This is a genomic window from Arthrobacter sp. 05T420 (assembly GCF_056396305.1).
Genome location: NZ_JBFTLG010000007.1, coordinates 136,996 through 152,373, shown reverse-complemented (window position 1 = coordinate 152,373; position 15,378 = coordinate 136,996). Strand labels below are relative to the sequence as shown.

The window sequence follows — 15,378 nt, the reverse complement described above, 5'->3', positions numbered from 1 at the left end:
GGCCGTTTCGGTGGAAAGCTTTGACCATTCGCCACCCGGACTTCCGCCGCTTCAGTGAAGACCGGTTGTAGACACAGTCCTGAACACTCCAGATTCAAGAACTGACGAGACAGAGGAGCTGCCGTGAACCCGCTGAATTCCGTGGTCGCCGCCATAGAACATTCCGAGCGGCTTGACGGGGTGGCTTCAGCCGTTGCCGCCGCGGTCGGGCGGGCAGTGCGGGCGCGCACTGTTCGAAACATCGTCAGCGGCACCGCCCTGGGCCATCCGCTGCATCCGGTCCTCACGGATCTGCCCATCGGAGCGTGGACCATGGCAATGCTCCTTGACACGATAGGGGGCGTGGATTCCGCCCCCGCCGCCGACATCCTGGTGTGCGCGGGCATTGCCGCTGCTGTTCCCACTGCGGCAGCCGGGCTCAACGACTGGTCGGACACCCAGGGGAAGGCAAGGAGAACAGGGCTAGTTCACGCGGTCGCAAACAGCACAGCCCTCTGCCTCTACACAATCTCCGCTGTGGCCCGCGCGCGCGGACACCGCGGTGTCGGAAAGTCACTGGGCATGGCTGGGTTCGGGATCCTGATGTTCGGCGGTTTCCTCGGCGGACATCTCACCTATGCCAGCGCCGTGAACGTCAACAAGACCGCAGACAGGAACGGCCCTACGAAGTGGACACCTGCGCTCAGTGAGAATGACTTGCCCGACGGCGACCAGCGCAAGGTGGACATTGCCGGCGTCTCCCTGCTGCTGCACCGCGCAGGCACCCAGATTCACGCCCTGGACAGCATGTGCAGCCACATGGGCGGCCCACTGGATGAAGGGAAAATCGCCGACGGCTGTGTCACCTGCCCCTGGCACGGAAGCACCTTTCGCCTCAACGACGGGAGCGTCGTGCGCGGGCCAGCCAGCCACCCGCAGCCCGCATACGAAACGCGGCTCAACGACGGTCAAATCGAGGTCCGCCGACGATAGGGCCGGCACTACGCACGCCTCAACCCGCAGCGCTCCGGGGAGCGTGAGGGCCTGCGGACGTCGGTCCAGGCCTGAGGCCGCGCCACCTCGCGACGATGTGCGCGGACCAGGAGCGCAATCGAATTCACGACGGAAAGGTCATCGCCAAAAACCAGACGCCGCGATTCCAAATCCCAGAAGGAGGGGCTCAATGTCCACGGAACGACTCACTGCAACAGGACCGGGGGCTGGAATGGACGGTGTCGGCACGGCGTCCGCCGACTCAGCCTCGTTTGGATCCGCCGGACGGGAGCGCTCGGTTCCCCCTGGGGCCCTGGTGCGTACCCGGGTGCGTATCCCTCTCAGGTTCACCGACGGCTTCGCCACGACCGCAGATGCGTTCACTTTCCGGGATCTGGTGGACCGCAAGGAGCACCTGCTGCTGGGGCTCGGTGATTGGCACGGCGCCCTCGCCGCGGCTGCCGCCCCCTTGGTGCGCCCTCACAGCGAATGCCTCACCGGGGACGTCCTGGGATCGCAGAGGTGCGACTGCGGCCCACAGCTCCGCGAGGCGGCCGAGCGGATCGCCGGTGAGGGCGGCTTCCTGCTGTATCTGAGGCAGGAAGGCCGGGGCATCGGACTCTACGAGAAGCTCGACGCCTACTCCCTTCAGGACCGCGGGCTCGACACCTACGCCGCGAACGTCGCCCTCGGCCACGGTGAGGACGAGCGGGACTATCGTGCAGCGGCCCAGATGCTGCTCGCCGTCGGAGCGCACCGGATCCGGCTGCTGAGCAACAACCCCGACAAGGCCCTCCAGCTCGAGGCCAACGGCGTCGCTGTGGCCGAACGCGTGCCCACCCGGGTCCACCTCTCCTCCGCAAATGCCCGCTACCTGGCCACCAAACGCGACCACACCGCCCACACCATCGTCCTGGGACCGATCCCGACCGACATGTGAAGGAATTCCGTCGCCTCCGGCCACTACCAGTTCCTCAAGTTTGCCGGAGCGGACCTCCGAAGTATCCAGGTAAGCGAGGAAGTCATCCATGTCATCTCTCCCGTTGAAGGCCCCGGCTGAACGCCTCGACCTGGCAATTAGTGCGGGCCGGCGGCGCCGCCTGGCATGCCGGCTTTGATCAGATCCATCACTGAGGAGTCGGCCAGGGTGGTGACATCCCCGATCGGCCTGTCCTGCGCCACGTCTTTGAGGAGCCGTCGCATGATCTTCCCGGACCGGGTTTTAGGCAGCTCGGTGACCACCATGATCTGCCGGGGCCGGGCGATTTTGCCGATTTCCTTGGCTACATGGTCGCGCAGCTCCTGCACGACCTCCGGTCCGCCGTCGCCCGCATCGCTGCGCAGGATGACGAAGGCGACGATGGCCTGCCCGGTGGTGTCGTCGAGGGCGCCGACGACGGCGGCTTCGGCCACCTTCGGATGGGCGACGAGCGCCGATTCGATCTCCGTCGTCGAGAGCCGGTGTCCTGCCACGTTCATCACGTCGTCCACCCGGCCGAGAAGCCAAATATCCCCGTCCTCGTCCTTCTTCGCGCCGTCCCCGGCAAAGTAGAGCCCCGGGAACCGTGACCAATACGTCTCCACGTACCGGTCGTTGTCACCCCAGATGGTGCGCAACATGGATGGCCAGGGTTCCCTGAGGACCAGATAGCCGCCGGAGCCGTTGGCAACCGGTGCGCCCGCGTCATTGACGACGTCGGCCACGACCCCGGGCAACGTCCTCATGGCGGCGCCCGGTTTACCCGCTGTGACTCCCGGGAGCGGACTGATCATGATGGCTCCGGTCTCGGTCTGCCACCAGGTGTCCACCACGGGCGTGTGGTTGTGCCCGATGTTCTCGCGGTACCAGATGTAGGCCGCCGGGTTGATCGGTTCGCCCACGGTTCCGATCACGCGCAAACTCCTGAGACTGTACTTGGCCGGTATCTGGGCGCCCCATTTCATGAAGGTACGGATGGCGGTCGGGGCGCAGTAGAGAATCGAGACTTTGTACTTGTCGATGATTTCCCACCAGCGGCCCTGGTGCGGGGTATCCGGCGTGCCCTCGTACAGCACGGAGGTGGCACCGTTGGCCAAGGGACCGTACACGATGTAGCTGTGCCCGGTGACCCAGCCGATGTCCGCGGCTGTCCAGAAAATATCGGTCTCGGCCTTTAGGTCGAACACCGCCCAGTGGGTGTAGGCGCACGCCGTGAGGTAGCCCCCAGTGGTGTGCAGGATGCCCTTGGGCTTGCCCGTGGTGCCGGAGGTGTACATCACGTACAGGGGATGGTCAGCGTCGAAGGCCTCGGCGTCGTGATCGGCGGAAGCCAGCTCAACCGAGTCATGCCACCAAATATCACGGCCCGGTGTCCAGTCGACCTCCTGGGCTGTGCGGCGGACCACCAGGACGTTGCGAACGTCCGGACAGTCCAGCAGGGCCTCGTCGACGGCGGGCTTCAACCCATTGGCCTTGCCGCGGCGGTAGGCGCCGTCGGTCGTTATGACGATCCGCGCGTCGCAGTCGTGGATCCGCGTCCGGAGCGCGTCCGCGGAAAACCCGCCGAACACGACGGTGTGCGGTGCTCCAATTCGTGCGCAGGCCAGCATAGCCACGACGGTTTCCGGGATCATCGGCATGTAAATGGCAACCCGGTCTCCCGGCTTGACGCCCAGATCGGTCAGCGTGTTCGCCGCCTGGCAGACCATGTGGGTGAGCTGAGCATAGGTGATGGCACGGGTGTCCCCGGCTTCTCCTTCAAAGTAGTAGGCGACCTTGTCCCCGCGGCCGGCAGCTACATGCCGGTCAAGGCAGTTGTACGCGGCATTGAGCCTGCCCCCGACGAACCATTTGGCAAATGGCGGATTCGACCAGTCCAGGACCTCACTCCATTTTTGGGACCAGTCCAGCCGCTCCGCCTGCCGCGCCCAAAACGCCAGCCTGTCGCCGGCAGCTTCGTCATAGTCCGACGATGTAGCGTTGGCCTGCGCCGCAAAGCCGGCGTCCGGAGGAAAGCGCCGCTGCTCGTGCAACAGGTTTGCGAGGGTCTCATCCGATTCTGTTGGGTCTGCTGCCATGGCCTGTCACCGTCGTCCCACCGGAAGCACAGTCCGCTTGTAGGTGGAGTTCGCGACCACCGCGAGGGAGCAGTACCAGGCAATCAGCGCCGTCACGATGCCCAGCCAGCCGCCCAGCATCGACAGCCCGGCTGCCCCGAAGAAGGCGCCGAGAAACAGCGCAATGAAGGTCAGGGTCAAGAAGACAAAAACGGCAAAGACACCCATGCTGACGCGCCAAGCTGAAACGGTCATATAGGCGGTAAAGATTGCCCAGCCCAGAAGATAGAGGCCGACAGCTTTGCCGGCGTCCGCTGCCGGAAGACTGCCCGCGCTGAACTGGCTCAGGAACCAGAAGGACAGCCAGAAGGCTCCGTACGAGCAGAACGCCGTCGCGCCGAAAACGTTGCGGTTGGCAAATTCCCAGATTCCGGCGGCGAACTGCGCCATGCCGCCGTAGAACAGTGCCAGTCCCAGGACAACGGGTTCGACTGCTTTGGGGATCAGGCCGGCATTGATGACACTGAGGACAAACGTGGTCATTGCGAAAGCGCCCAGACCCAAAGCTGCCGGATCGGCAAAGGGTGGGCTGGTGCTCCCCTGTGGAGAAACAACTGCGTCTTGGGCTGGTACGGGATTTTCAGCCCTGCGACCACCTCCCGCCGGGACGGTCCCCGCCGCGGAGCTTGATTCGACACTCATGGCACGACTCCTTGGTCAACACCAGCACCATTGCTGGTGACGTATAACAGGCTACTCCTGAATGCGCAAGGAAATTATCTGAATTTGTTGTGATTCAGGTCGCGCACCCTTGTGTCGCAGATCACATTGCTTGGCCCAGTGGTGAAGTGCCGGCAGGACCATGCCCCCTCTTGGCCTGAACCGTACCGCCTAGGGTCGAGCATGCGTGTACCGTTCGAACCGAACGGCGCCACGCCGGGCGGACCAAAAGTCGACTCTGCGGCTCCCGTCCCGGCCCAGGACCTACACTCCTGACCATGACCACCCACAATGAACGGCAGGCCCGGGCGGAACACCGTTGGCCTGCCGTCATCGGCCTTCTCATCGCACTGGCGCTATACGCCACGCTGCCCACGACGTTCCTTCCGGCGGTACGCTACTCCGTTGTTGTCGTCGGCCTGGCCCTGCTGATTCCGCTCATTATCCTGAATCCACGCAGGTTGGTCCGCGAAACCCGCTGGTCAAGGCATCTTTCCGTCGGCCAGGCGTTGTTGCTTGTCGTGGCCAACGAGGCAGCACTCGTCCAACTGGTCATTCTCCTCACGAACTCCGGAAACAGCAACGGGCCAACGCTGCTGCTCGCGGCCCTTCAGGTATGGGTGACAAACGTCATCGCGTTCGCCTTGGTCTACTGGGAACTGGACCGGGGCGGTCCGGTCACCCGGCGCCACGCCACGCGCCATGAGCTGCCCCGGGCAGACTTCCGGTTCCCCCAGGACGAAGACCACGACGCAGTGCAGGAAGTTGCCGCCCGGTCCTCCGTGAAGACGGACTGGACGGCTTCATTTGTCGACTACGTCTACTTCTCCCTTTCCAACTCGATGGCATTCAGCCCCACAGACACGATGCCCCTTTCGGCCCGGGCAAAATCCCTGATGGGACTGGAGGCCTTCGGAGGATTCGTGCTGCTCGCACTCGTCATCGCCCACGCCGTCTCCCTGCTTGGCCAGTAGGCCGCCGGGCAGCAAAGGGCCGGACACGAACGACAGCCGTTCCACGATCGAAGCGCCCTGCCCCTATATGTCACACACACCGGTTCACAACGAACAACTGCTCCCCGCCAGCCAATTTTCCGCAAGGTGACTTGCGGCTGGTCTCAGTTTTCGTCGAAATATCTCGGCCTCCGTATGGTCAGTGGCGGGGAGTGTCTGAATAACGGTGGATTCAGGGTTGGCCAGACACACCGGGCGATGCCTGGCGGGGAGGACTGATCATGAGCGGAACCATGGATCCCATGGCGACTGAATTGGATCAGCAAGAGTTAGCGCAGCAGCTCCTGGCCCAGGCCAAAGAGCAGGGTATCGATCTCGTCGGCCCGGACGGGCTGTTGAACCGGCTGACGAAAAACGTCCTGGAGACCGCTCTGGAAGCGGAGATGGACGAACACCTCGGATACGAAAAACACGACGTGTCCGGGCGCGGGAGCGGGAACTCCCGCAACGGCACCCGCACCAAGACCGTCATGACGGAGATCGGGCCGGTGGAGATCGACGTGCCGCGGGACACCGGTGCGACGTTCGATCCGCAGACCGTGAAGAAACGCCAGCGCCGGCTGACGGGAGTCGACGAGATCGTGTTGTCGCTGAGCGCGAAAGGGCTCACGACCGGAGAAATCGCAGCCCACTTCGCCGAGGTGTTCGGCGCCAGGGTCTCGAAGGACACGATCTCGAGGATCACCGAGAAGGTCATCGGCGAGATGACCGAGTGGCAGAACAGGCCGCTGGACCGCGTCTACCCGGTGGTGTTCATCGACGCTATCCACGTCAAGATTCGTGACGGGCAGGTCACGAACCGGCCGGTCTATGTCGCTATCGGTGTCAGCGTCAACGGTGAACGCGACATCCTCGGGCTATGGGCCGGGGACGGCGGCGAAGGCGCAAAGTTCTGGCTCTCGGTGCTGACCGAGATCAAGAACCGCGGCGTGGAGGACGTCTGCATCACGGTCTGCGACGGACTCAAAGGCCTGCCGGAGGCCATCAACACCGTGTGGGAACTCGCCGTCGTCCAGACCTGCATCGTGCATCTGATCCGGAACACCTTCCGGTATGCGGCCCGGCAGTACTGGGACGAGATGTCCCGTGATCTGCGCCCGGTCTACACGGCACCGTCCGAGGCCGCGGCCAAGGAAAGGTTCGTAGAGTTTTCGACCAAGTGGGGCCGGCAGTACCCGGCGGTGACCCGGCTGTGGGAGAACGCCTGGAGCGAGTTCGTGCCGTTCCTGGACTACGACGTCGAAATCCGGCGGGTCATCTGCAGCACCAACGCCATCGAATCCCTCAATGCCCGCTACCGGCGCGCGGTCCGGGCCAAGGGCCATTTCCCCACCGAGCAGGCGGCCCTGAAATGCCTGTACCTGGCGACCCGGGCACTGGACCCGACCGGCAAAGGCAGGGCACGATGGGCCTCACGGTGGAAGCCGGCCCTGAATGCCTTCGCCATCAGCTTCGACGGAAGAATCAACTAAATGCCAACGGTGAATCCACCGTTAAACGGACACTCCCCAGTGGCGGTGTCCTCCTGCAAGAGGGTGTGTTAACTGTCGTCATGGTGCCGCCGGCCGGGCGAGGCGGTGAGCTGTTTCGAGCATGGCGGCGTGGACGAACGCCTGGGGGAAGTTGCCGCGCAGCTGGCGCTGTTCGACGTCGTATTCTTCGGTGAACAGTCCCGGGGAACCGCAGGCGGCCCGGTTGCGTTCAAAGAGTCTGAATGCGTCTGTGGTGTTGCCCTGCTCATGTTCGGTCAGGGCCAAGAAGAAGCCGCACAGGAGGAAGGCGCCTTCGGCGTCCGCCAGGGGGCCTGGCCCGTGCCTGAACCTGTAAACGTATCCATCATCGAGGAGTTCTTTCCTCACGGCCGCTGCCGTGGCGAGGGAGCGGCCGTCGCCGGTGGGGACGGCTCCGCGGATGGCGGGAAGAAGCAGTGCCGCGTCGATCCTCTCGTCGTCGGCCGATCGTTGCCATCTGCCGCTGGGGTGCGTGCAGGTGTCGGCTGTATGTGCCAGAATCCTGTCTGCCAGTGGTCCCCAGGCAGAGACCTGGGTGGCGGGGGCATACCGGGAGACGGCTTTGAGGCCGGCGACGCACATCAGCCGTGAATGGGTCCACCGTTCGTTCTCGAGTTCCCAGATGCCGGCATCCGGCTCGGCCCACTTCTCCTCTATGGCCGCCACCGCCTGCTCCACTGCGTGCCAGTGCCTGTTGTCGAGGTGGTCATGGCGGGCGGCGGTGGCGAAAAGCAGCAGGGCTTCGCCGAGACTGTCCAGCTGGAATTGCCCGTTTACCCAGTTGCCGACCTTGTCCGTCCCGCCCGGGTAACCCGGAAGGTCGAGTGTGTGCTCGTCCGGGACCCTGCCGCCGCGGACGGTGTAAGCGGGTTTGAGGCTGGTTCCGTCCGCCAGCAACCGTTCGCTGACGAAGTGCACCGAGCTGTCGAGGAGGCCGGTGGCTCCGCCGGCACCGGCGGCCTGGCCGGCAATGCATTGATCCCGGATCCAGGCGTAGCGGTAGTCGTAGTTGCGTTTTGCCTCGTCACGCTCCGGCAGGCCCATGGTGGCGGCTGCGGCCATGGCACCGGTTGCGCCGGTCATCCCGCGCATGACCGCGTAAGCCCGGCGGGCGTCGGCAGGGGCAACAGTCCCGTTCATTGCAGGTACCGTTGTGGCCCAGGCGCGCCCGGTGGCCGTCCAGAGATCCGCAGGGACGGGCGGCCGGGTCGGTAGCGGCCTGGCGGAAAGCTCCATCACGACGTGGTGTTCCTCTCCGGGCCTAAGCTGCACATCCTGTTGCAGCACGCCATCGTTCGCGTTTGCCCGGCCCATCCCGCTGACGCGAAGGTGCAGTCCGCCGCCCTCACCGGACCACACACCGTCCCCGCCGTTGGAAAGGTCCACCCGGCACCGGCCGAAGCCCGGCCGGGGGTGCAGGAGGACCCGGACCGGCGCGGTGCCCGATACAACCCGGATATGACGCATCAGCACCGCCAGGGCGGGGTCCCCCGGCATCGCGAGGGCCTCGCGGCATTCGACGATGCCGTCCGTGGTGACCCAGCGACTGTTCCAGATCAGTGTGCCGTCGTCGTAGTGCCCTCCCCACACATAGCGCGGGTTCAGGGGTGTCACGGAAAATGCCCCGGCGCCGCCCACCAGGGACGAGAACACGGCGGGGTCATCCCATTGCGGGGCACACAGCCAGACAACGTCACCGCGCGGGCCGATCACCGCGCCCCGTTCACCGTCCGCCAGCAGGGCATAGTCGCGCAGAACCTGGGGCGGGAAGAAGACTTCCCCGCCATCGGGCTGGGCTGGTGTCATCAGGTGTCCGCCAGGCCCGTACCGGCGTGCCTGCGTCCCTGAAAAGCTGAGTGTTTCAAGCTGGCTCCTTCTGCTCCACGGCCTAGATTCGGTATGGTTCGGCGTCCAGGGCCCGGAAAATGAGTCCGTTGCCGGGCCGGTCGTCGCTGGGCCGAACGCTGCCTCCTTGTGGATCGGGCGTCCCGTCGAAGAACATCTCCTCGATCCGGACGTGGTCGTGGAACCACTCCAGGTGACGGAAATTGCGGGTGCTTGCAGCCGCGGGCACGGTCAGGTTCGGTGCACAGTGCCCGGAGACTTCCAGGCCGTGGGCCGCGGCTACCGCGGCGGCCCGGAACCACTCCGTGATTCCCCCGCAGCGGCTCACATCCACTTGAAGGCAGTCAACGGCGCCGGCGCCGCACATCTGCTGGAAATAGAACAGGGTCGTACCGTATTCGCCGGCTGCGACATCCGCCGTGACAGACTGCCGGACCTGGCGAAGCCCCTCAAGGTGATCGCTGGATACCGGTTCTTCGAACCACGTCAGATCCTGCTCTGCCGCGGCGTCGAAAACCCGAACGGCTTGCTTGGCGGTGTAAGCGCCGTTGGCGTCGACGAACAGCTGGACGTGCGGCCCGATGGTGTCCCGTGCCTGACGGATCCGGAGGAGGTCGCGGGCCGTGTTCGCGCCGCGGTCCTCGCCGATTTTGATCTTGACCCGCGGGATCTGTTGCTGGCCGGTCCAGCCCTCCAGCTGGCGTCGGAGCTGGGCCTCTGAATAGGTGGTGAACCCGCCGCTGCCGTAAATCTCCACCTCCGCCCGCGCCGCCCCGAGGAGCCGGTGCAGGGGAAGGCCGAGGATCCGTGCCTTGAGGTCCCAGAGCGCGCAGTCGACGGCGGAGATCGCGTAGCCGGCCAGTCCGGGGCGTGGAGTGTTGCGCACCGCCCGGGCCATGGCTTCGGCCGCTGCAGGAACGTCGAAAGGGTTGAGCCCGGTAACGGCCGGTTCCAGGGTCTCCTTGATCAGCGCCGCGCAGGCCCCCGGCGCGAAGGTCCAGCCGATGCCGGTCCAGCTGCCGGCCACGGCCTGGACCAGGACGATGGTGGTGGCGTCCCACGCCAAGGTTCCGTCGCCCTCCGGCGCGCTGGTCGGCACCGTGTAGGCCGAGACGTCAAGACGTCCCAGCTGAAGGCTTGAATCGATCATGACGGTCAATCCTTCTTGTGCGGGAGGAACTCCTGGGCCTTGGCTTTGACGCCTTCTTTGATGATGCCCCAGCCGCTGTCGTCGCCCTTCATGACCGCTTTTGCGCTGTTGAGTGCCTGTTCCAGGGTGGCGTGGGGCGGGATTGGCGGGATGTCCGGGTCTGTGCGCACATCCAGAACGGTCGGCCGGTCCGCTGCGAGTGCCTTCTCCCATGCGTCCCCGAGTTCGTCGGGGGACCCCACGCTGATGCCCTGCAGCCCGAGGCTGGACGTGAAAGCCGCGTAGTCGACGTCGGGAAGGGCTTGGGATTCACGGAACGCCGGGGCCCCTCCCATGGCCCGCATTTCCCAGGTCACCTGGTTCAGGTCATCGTTGTGCAGGATCGCAACGATGAGCCTGGGATCAGTCCACTCGCGCCAGTAGCGCTGGATGGTGATGAGCTCGGCCATGCCGTTCATCTGCATGGCACCGTCCCCGGCGAAGGCGATCACAGGACGTGCGGGGTGGGCGAATTTTGCTCCAATGGCGTAGGGCACCGCCGGTCCCATGGTGGCCAGGTTGCCGGACAAGGAGCCGCGGATGTGGCCATGAAACTTCAGTTGCCGGGCGTACCAGTTGGCCGCGGATCCGGAGTCTGCTGTGAGGATTGCGTCGTCAGGCAGCCGGTCGGAGAGCTCGGAGAAGAGCCGCATGGGGTTGATGGGGCTGGCTTCGACCATGGCCTCGGCGCGCATGGTCTCCCACCACCGGGTGATTTTCGTTTCCAGGTCTGCGCGCCAGGACTGGTTCTGTTTCCGCTGCAGATGCGGAATCAATGCCCGCAGGGCGGTGGCGGAATCGGCGACGATGTTGAATTCGTAGGGGTACCGCAGTCCGATCATGCCTGGGTCGATGTCGATCTGGACACCGCGCGCCTGCCCTTCTTCCGGCATGAACTGGGTGTAGGGGAAGCTTGATCCGATGGTCAGCAGGGTGTCGCAGTCGCGCATCATTTCGTAGCTGGGGCGGGTTCCGAGAAGGCCGATTGATCCGGTCACATAGGGAAGATCGTCGGGCAGGGAGTCCTTGCCGAGCAGCGCCTTGGCAACGCCTGCGCCCAGCAATTCCGCGACCTGGCGGACCTCCGCGGCCGCGCCACGGGCCCCCCGGCCAATGAGCATGGCCACTTTGCTTCCCTCGTTGAGCAGCTGGGCCGCGCCGCGAATCGCGTCGTCGTTGGGCTGGATTTCAGGCCAACGGATGCCGAGGCTGGAAGGAACCATCTTGAAGGCGTGCGTCGGTGGCGTGTACTCCAATTCCTGGACATCGGACGGGATGATGACCGCCGTCGGGGCCTTCCTTGCCAGGGCTATCCGTACGGCCCGGTCCAGGACGTTGGGGAGCTGCTCGGGGACCGTGACCATCTGGAGGTACTCGGAGGCCACGTCCTTGAAGAGGCTCAGCAGATCCACTTCTTGCTGGTAGGAGCCTCCCATCGCGCTGCGGGCTGTCTGGCCGACGATCGCCACCACCGGCACGTGGTCCAGTTTCGCGTCGTACAGCCCGTTGAGCAGGTGGATCGCGCCCGGGCCGGAGGTGGCCATGCAGACCCCGACCTTGCCGGAGAACTTGGCATAGCCGACGGCTTCGAAGGCACTCATTTCTTCGTGTCGGGCCTGAATGAATTTCGGTTCGTTGCCGGCTTTCCCGAAGGCAGCGAGCAACCCGTTGATGCCGTCCCCCGGAAAAGCAAAAACTTTGTCCACGCCCCATTCGCGGAGCCGGGCCAGCAAATAATCAGCAACTGTCTGTGATGCCATGATCAGTTTCCCTTCCAGTGCTCAGTCTTTCGGCGGCGCGGGCCGCCACCGCCATGATCGTCAGCGCCGGGTTCGCGCTTCCCTGTGTCGGCAACACGCTGCCGTCGGTGATGAACAGGTTCGGAACGGCGAAGCTGCGGCACATCTGGTCGACCACGCCATGGCGTTCGTCGGCAGCCATCCGCGCCCCGCCCACCAGATGGGCGAAGCGTTTGATGGTCATGACTTCGTCCGCGCCTGCAGCTTTCAGGATCTTCTCCATGACATCCTGCGCGGCGCCCATCAGTTGCCGGTCGTTCTCGCATTGGCTGTAGCTGAACTCGGCAACCGGCAGCCCGGTCCGGTCTTTTTCCTCCGCCAAGGTGACACGGTTTCCTTCCAGCGGAAGAAATTCGCACAGCGCGCCCAGGCAGGCCCAATGCGGAAAGTCGCTCATGTAGCGGCGCAAGTCCGCTCCCCAATGTCCCTGGGCGGAGACGTGCTCGGCCCAGGTGATGGGCAGCGGCGAAACGGTCTGAATGGAGAATCCGCGCTTGTAGGGCTTGGTGGGGTCCGTTTCATAGAAGTCCTCAGTGCTGACTTCCGGCGGCGGAGCCTTCCACATGCGTACCTCCGCGTCGAACCGGCCCGCCGTTTGCGGCGCGCCCTGGACCATCACGTACCGGCCGACCTGGTCGAAGTCGTTGCACATACCCTGCGGGAATCTCGCTGAGGTCGAATTCAGCAGGAGACGCGGTGTTTCGATCGAATATCCGGCGACGGCCACCATCCGCGCCCGCTGGAACCGTTCCCGCCCGTGCCGGGTGTAGTGGACACCGGTGGCCCTGCCGGTCCCTTCGTCGAAGCCGATGCGGGTCACCATCGAATCGGCCCGCACTTCGGCGCCGTGGGCGAGTGCGTCCGGAATGTGGGTTATCAGGGGCGAGGCCTTCGCGTTCACCTTGCAGCCTTGAAGGCAAAAGCCCCGGTAAATGCAGTGTGGCCGGTTGCCGAAGCGGCCGTTGGCGATCGCGACCGGACCGACCTTGGCCGTGATCCCGCAGGCGCGTGCACCGCGGAGGAAGAGCTCTCCGTTGCCCGAGACGGGGTGAGGCCGGTGCGGATACCGGTGCGGATCGCCCCACGGCCAGGGTTCTCCGGCCACCGGGAGTTCCCCTTCGATGTCCTCATAAAAGGGACGCAGATCCGCGTAGTCCAGGGGCCAGTCGGCGCCGACGCCGTCCGTGGTGAAGGTGCGGAAGTCGCTGGGGTGGAACCGGGGCGTGTATCCGGCGTAGTGCACCATGGAGCCACCCACCCCGCGGCCTGAGTTGTTCGATCCGAGGGGCACGGGGTCATCACCGCCGATCACGCGCGGATCGGTCCAATACAGTTGATGCGAGCCGGCCTCGTCACTCACCCAGTCACGCTCAGGGTCCCAGAACGGGCCAGCATCGAGGGCGACCGCCCGCCATCCCGCGCGGGCCAGCCGTTGCAGCATGGTTGAGCCGCCCGCTCCGCACCCCACGATAACGATGTCCACTTCGTCACGGTCATCGAACACGCGCATGTCATCGCGCAGCCGGTGGTTGCTGCCCGGGCCGGCCGGCAGCAGCCACGCGGATTCATTACGGCTCCGCACGCTCCGCACGTGGCTCACCTCCGGGTTCCACCGTCCAGCGCCACGGGGTCCTCCGTGGGTCTGGTATCGGCCACTTCGAACGGTTCCAGCCGGTTGAGTCCCACATTTTTATACCCGCGGGGGTACGCGGGCCCCCCGAATCCGATCTCGTCCCACGCCCACGGATGTGAGTAAAAGGCTGTGCACGCGTAGCGGGTCCACAGCCCCCACACGCGTCCGGCCGGCAGGCCCTGCCATGACGAAGCGCCCAGGTCCCTGACGGTCCGGAGCAGGTCGGCCTGCCGGTCGTCGTTGCAGCTGGCGAACGTCTGGTTGAACGCCTCTTCCGCCGCACGGTCCAGCGCCGACAGCGATGTCCGCCAGGCCTGTCCGTCTTCAGGCATGTCCTCGAAGCGCCAGCCGTCGGTCTGGTTCTCGGCCAGGCGCGCGTCGACGAAGTTAACGACCGGGACGCGGGGCTCGGCATGCTGGTCAAGGAGTTGGTCAAAGAGTGCCCTGGCAGTGGCCTCTTCGGCCGGGGTGAAGAAACGGATGTCGGCGGGTCGCGCCAGCCGGCCCAGGACCACGCCCGCGGTTGCCCGGTCCCAATGGCCGGACTGGGCGAGCGTGCTGAATCCCGGGTACCGGCCACCACCGGCGCCCCTATCCAGGGGAAGCCGGCTCATCGCTCCCGCCTGAGAACGGAAGCCAGCAGCCCCATGCCGCCGACCAATGTCACCAGCAGCGGCGCCAGCAGCGGCGGTCCCATCTCCAGGTTGTAGCGCAGATTGGAGAATCCGCCCGGTTTTTGGGCTATTCCCCGGGCATGCAGATAGGTTCCCTGCAGCCCATTGGCCACTATCGCGGCACTGGCGATCGGCAATACAGTTTTGGCCATCCTGCGGCTGAAGACCCCGGCAAGCCCGGCCGCGGCGCCCACCGGACCAAGCGCCACGGGCAGCCACATCCATTTGTTCCCGAAGCTGGCCTTGTCATGTTCGAAGTAGATTTCTGCCGCTGTCACCAAGGCCCCCGCTGCGGTGAGCCCGGAAAGAGACCGTTCGAATCTGCCCGTTTTCACGTTGCGGACCAGGCGATCAACGAGGTGGGTCATTTCCCTTTCGGGTGCATGCTTCATGGTGCGCTCCTCCGCAATCAGGAAAAATACGTGCCGCTGGGCAAACTTTGCTGCTCCGCAAGCACCGGGGTAATACTGGGGTGCGTGGAAAGAAACAGCGACGAGCGCGCCGACGCCCAGATCGATGCGGTCCTTAGGGCCGCGAACGTCCTGCTGCGTGTCGTGGCCCAGTCAGTTGTCGAAGTCGAAGACATTGTCACCAGCCCCCAGCTGCGGGTGCTGGTAATGATTGCCTCGCGCGGACCGCAAAATCTCGGTGCGGTAGCCATGGAACTGGGGGTCCACCCGTCCAACGCCACCCGCACCTGCGACCGGCTGGTCAATGCCGGACTGATCGCGCGGCGCGATGACCCCGCGGACCGGCGGTACGTGGAGTTGTCCCTGACCCCTGAAGGCGCGTCGCTGGTCAACACCGTCCTGGAGCACCGGCGAAACGCCGTTGCCGCGGTGATGGGACGGATGACAAACGAGTTGCGCGGCGCCACGGCGCTGGGAATGGACGCGTTTGCCGCGGCGGACGGCGGCGAAGGCACCGAAGACGGCAGGTTCACCATCGACCTGCACGTGTGACCGGCGCCGCTGCCAGGCGCGCAA

13 protein-coding genes are annotated in these 15,378 nt (G+C 65.2%); 5 read left to right on the top strand and 8 right to left on the bottom strand.

Annotated elements, in window-relative coordinates; translation table 11 throughout:
• The first annotated feature begins 123 nt into the window (after positions 1-123).
• On the top strand, positions 124-972 hold the full coding sequence (locus AC1DEM_RS09065) for a Rieske (2Fe-2S) protein (protein WP_476851082.1): 849 nt from the start codon (positions 124-126) through the stop codon (positions 970-972).
• Between the two features lie 190 nt (positions 973-1,162).
• On the top strand, positions 1,163-1,912 hold the full coding sequence (locus AC1DEM_RS09060) for a GTP cyclohydrolase II (protein ID WP_476851083.1): 750 nt from the start codon (positions 1,163-1,165) through the stop codon (positions 1,910-1,912).
• Positions 1,913-2,049: 137 nt separating this feature from the next.
• On the opposite strand, the gene acs is transcribed toward AC1DEM_RS09060, so the two are convergent.
• Together acs and AC1DEM_RS09050 are read right to left on the bottom strand one after the other, a co-directional pair.
• On the bottom strand, positions 2,050-4,029 hold the full coding sequence (gene acs, locus AC1DEM_RS09055; protein WP_476851084.1) for an acetate--CoA ligase: 1,980 nt from the start codon (positions 4,027-4,029) through the stop codon (positions 2,050-2,052).
• Between the two features lie 6 nt (positions 4,030-4,035).
• Positions 4,036-4,710 carry an acetate uptake transporter gene (locus tag AC1DEM_RS09050; protein WP_476851085.1) on the bottom strand — a complete coding sequence of 225 codons (675 nt, stop codon included), beginning with the start codon at positions 4,708-4,710 and terminating at the stop codon, positions 4,036-4,038.
• 296 nt (positions 4,711-5,006) lie between these two features.
• Between AC1DEM_RS09050 and AC1DEM_RS09045 the strand changes: the two genes are divergently transcribed.
• Positions 5,007-5,702 (top strand): hypothetical protein, encoded by a 696-nt coding sequence (locus AC1DEM_RS09045; protein ID WP_441410677.1) that lies wholly within the window; start codon positions 5,007-5,009, stop codon positions 5,700-5,702.
• 272 nt (positions 5,703-5,974) lie between these two features.
• Positions 5,975-7,213, top strand: a complete 1,239-nt coding sequence (locus tag AC1DEM_RS09040; protein WP_476851112.1) for an IS256 family transposase — start codon at positions 5,975-5,977, stop codon at positions 7,211-7,213.
• Positions 7,214-7,291: 78 nt separating this feature from the next.
• Here AC1DEM_RS09040 and AC1DEM_RS09035 read toward each other — a convergent pair whose 3' ends face one another.
• The 6 genes from AC1DEM_RS09035 to AC1DEM_RS09010 form a co-directional block, all read right to left on the bottom strand.
• On the bottom strand, positions 7,292-9,058 hold the full coding sequence (locus tag AC1DEM_RS09035) for a glycoside hydrolase family 15 protein (protein WP_476851086.1): 1,767 nt from the start codon (positions 9,056-9,058) through the stop codon (positions 7,292-7,294).
• A gap of 82 nt (positions 9,059-9,140) precedes the next feature.
• On the bottom strand, positions 9,141-10,247 hold the full coding sequence (locus AC1DEM_RS09030) for an enolase C-terminal domain-like protein (RefSeq protein WP_476851087.1): 1,107 nt from the start codon (positions 10,245-10,247) through the stop codon (positions 9,141-9,143).
• A 5-nt stretch (positions 10,248-10,252) separates the two neighbouring features.
• Positions 10,253-12,046: a thiamine pyrophosphate-requiring protein gene (locus tag AC1DEM_RS09025; RefSeq protein ID WP_476851088.1), complete on the bottom strand. Its 1,794-nt coding sequence runs from the start codon at positions 12,044-12,046 to the stop codon at positions 10,253-10,255.
• The gene (locus AC1DEM_RS09020) at positions 12,024-13,685 is read right to left on the bottom strand and encodes a GMC family oxidoreductase (RefSeq protein ID WP_476851089.1); all 1,662 of its coding nucleotides are present in this window, start codon (positions 13,683-13,685) and stop codon (positions 12,024-12,026) included. Before AC1DEM_RS09020 ends, AC1DEM_RS09025 begins: the two co-directional genes overlap by 23 nt.
• Positions 13,682-14,332, bottom strand: a complete 651-nt coding sequence (locus AC1DEM_RS09015) for a gluconate 2-dehydrogenase subunit 3 family protein (RefSeq protein ID WP_441410672.1) — start codon at positions 14,330-14,332, stop codon at positions 13,682-13,684. The genes AC1DEM_RS09020 and AC1DEM_RS09015 overlap by 4 nt, the downstream gene beginning before the upstream one ends.
• Complete coding sequence (locus AC1DEM_RS09010) at positions 14,329-14,784, bottom strand: hypothetical protein (protein ID WP_476851090.1); 456 nt, start codon at positions 14,782-14,784, stop codon at positions 14,329-14,331. Before AC1DEM_RS09010 ends, AC1DEM_RS09015 begins: the two co-directional genes overlap by 4 nt.
• A gap of 84 nt (positions 14,785-14,868) precedes the next feature.
• On the opposite strand from AC1DEM_RS09010, the gene AC1DEM_RS09005 reads away from it, so the two are divergent.
• Positions 14,869-15,354 (top strand): MarR family transcriptional regulator, encoded by a 486-nt coding sequence (locus tag AC1DEM_RS09005; protein WP_476851091.1) that lies wholly within the window; start codon positions 14,869-14,871, stop codon positions 15,352-15,354.
• Positions 15,355-15,378 lie beyond the last annotated feature (24 nt).

Coding starts and splice junctions, on each gene's coding strand:
- AC1DEM_RS09060 (WP_476851083.1), top strand. CDS start 1,163: ATGTCCACGGAACGACTCACTGCAACAGGACCGGGGGCTGGAATGGAC.
- acs (WP_476851084.1), bottom strand. CDS start 4,029: ATGGCAGCAGACCCAACAGAATCGGATGAGACCCTCGCAAACCTGTTG.
- AC1DEM_RS09050 (WP_476851085.1), bottom strand. CDS start 4,710: ATGAGTGTCGAATCAAGCTCCGCGGCGGGGACCGTCCCGGCGGGAGGT.
- AC1DEM_RS09045 (WP_441410677.1), top strand. CDS start 5,007: ATGACCACCCACAATGAACGGCAGGCCCGGGCGGAACACCGTTGGCCT.
- AC1DEM_RS09040 (WP_476851112.1), top strand. CDS start 5,975: ATGGATCCCATGGCGACTGAATTGGATCAGCAAGAGTTAGCGCAGCAG.
- AC1DEM_RS09035 (WP_476851086.1), bottom strand. CDS start 9,058: ATGACACCAGCCCAGCCCGATGGCGGGGAAGTCTTCTTCCCGCCCCAG.
- AC1DEM_RS09030 (WP_476851087.1), bottom strand. CDS start 10,247: ATGATCGATTCAAGCCTTCAGCTGGGACGTCTTGACGTCTCGGCCTAC.
- AC1DEM_RS09025 (WP_476851088.1), bottom strand. CDS start 12,046: ATGGCATCACAGACAGTTGCTGATTATTTGCTGGCCCGGCTCCGCGAA.
- AC1DEM_RS09015 (WP_441410672.1), bottom strand. CDS start 14,332: ATGAGCCGGCTTCCCCTGGATAGGGGCGCCGGTGGTGGCCGGTACCCG.
- AC1DEM_RS09010 (WP_476851090.1), bottom strand. CDS start 14,784: ATGAAGCATGCACCCGAAAGGGAAATGACCCACCTCGTTGATCGCCTG.